This window comes from Pseudoxanthomonas mexicana (assembly GCF_001556105.1).
Taxonomy (GTDB): Bacteria; Pseudomonadota; Gammaproteobacteria; order Xanthomonadales; family Xanthomonadaceae; genus Pseudoxanthomonas_A; species Pseudoxanthomonas_A mexicana_A.
The window spans coordinates 1-489 of sequence record NZ_LSIF01000053.1; the positions used below are offsets into that span (position 1 = coordinate 1).

Consider the following 489-nt stretch of genomic DNA (forward strand, 5'->3'; position numbering starts at 1 on the left):
GCGCATCCGCGCCGAGGTGTTCGGCTCGCTGGCCCTGACCGGCCGCGGCCACGGCACCGACAAGGCCGTGCTGATGGGCCTGGAAGGCCACTACCCCAACGAGATCGACCCGGACCTCATCCCGCCGGCACTGGAGCGCATCCGCAGGGACAAGCGCATCCTGCTGGGCGGCACGCATGAGCTCGCCTTCGACGAGAAGCGCGACCTGCTGATGAACAAGCGGCAGAAGCTGCCCTACCACACCAACGGGATGCGCTTCACCGCCTTTGATGCCAGCGACGAAGTGATCGCCACCCGCGACTACTACTCCGTCGGCGGCGGCTTCGTGGTCAACCAGGACGATGCGGCCTCGGACCGCATCGTGGCCGACGAGACGCCGCTGCTGTATCCGTTCAGGAGCGGCGACGAGCTGCTGGCCCAGTGCCAGCGCAGCGGGCTGAGCATCGCCGCGCTGATGTTCGAGAACGAGAAGGCCTGGCGCAGCGAGGA

Annotated in this window: 1 protein-coding gene; it reads left to right on the forward strand. The window is 67.9% G+C overall.

What is annotated here, in order from left to right; translation table 11 throughout:
* Positions 1–489: serine dehydratase beta chain (locus tag AX730_RS08600; protein WP_332307615.1), on the forward strand; the 489-nt coding region annotated here is incomplete at both ends.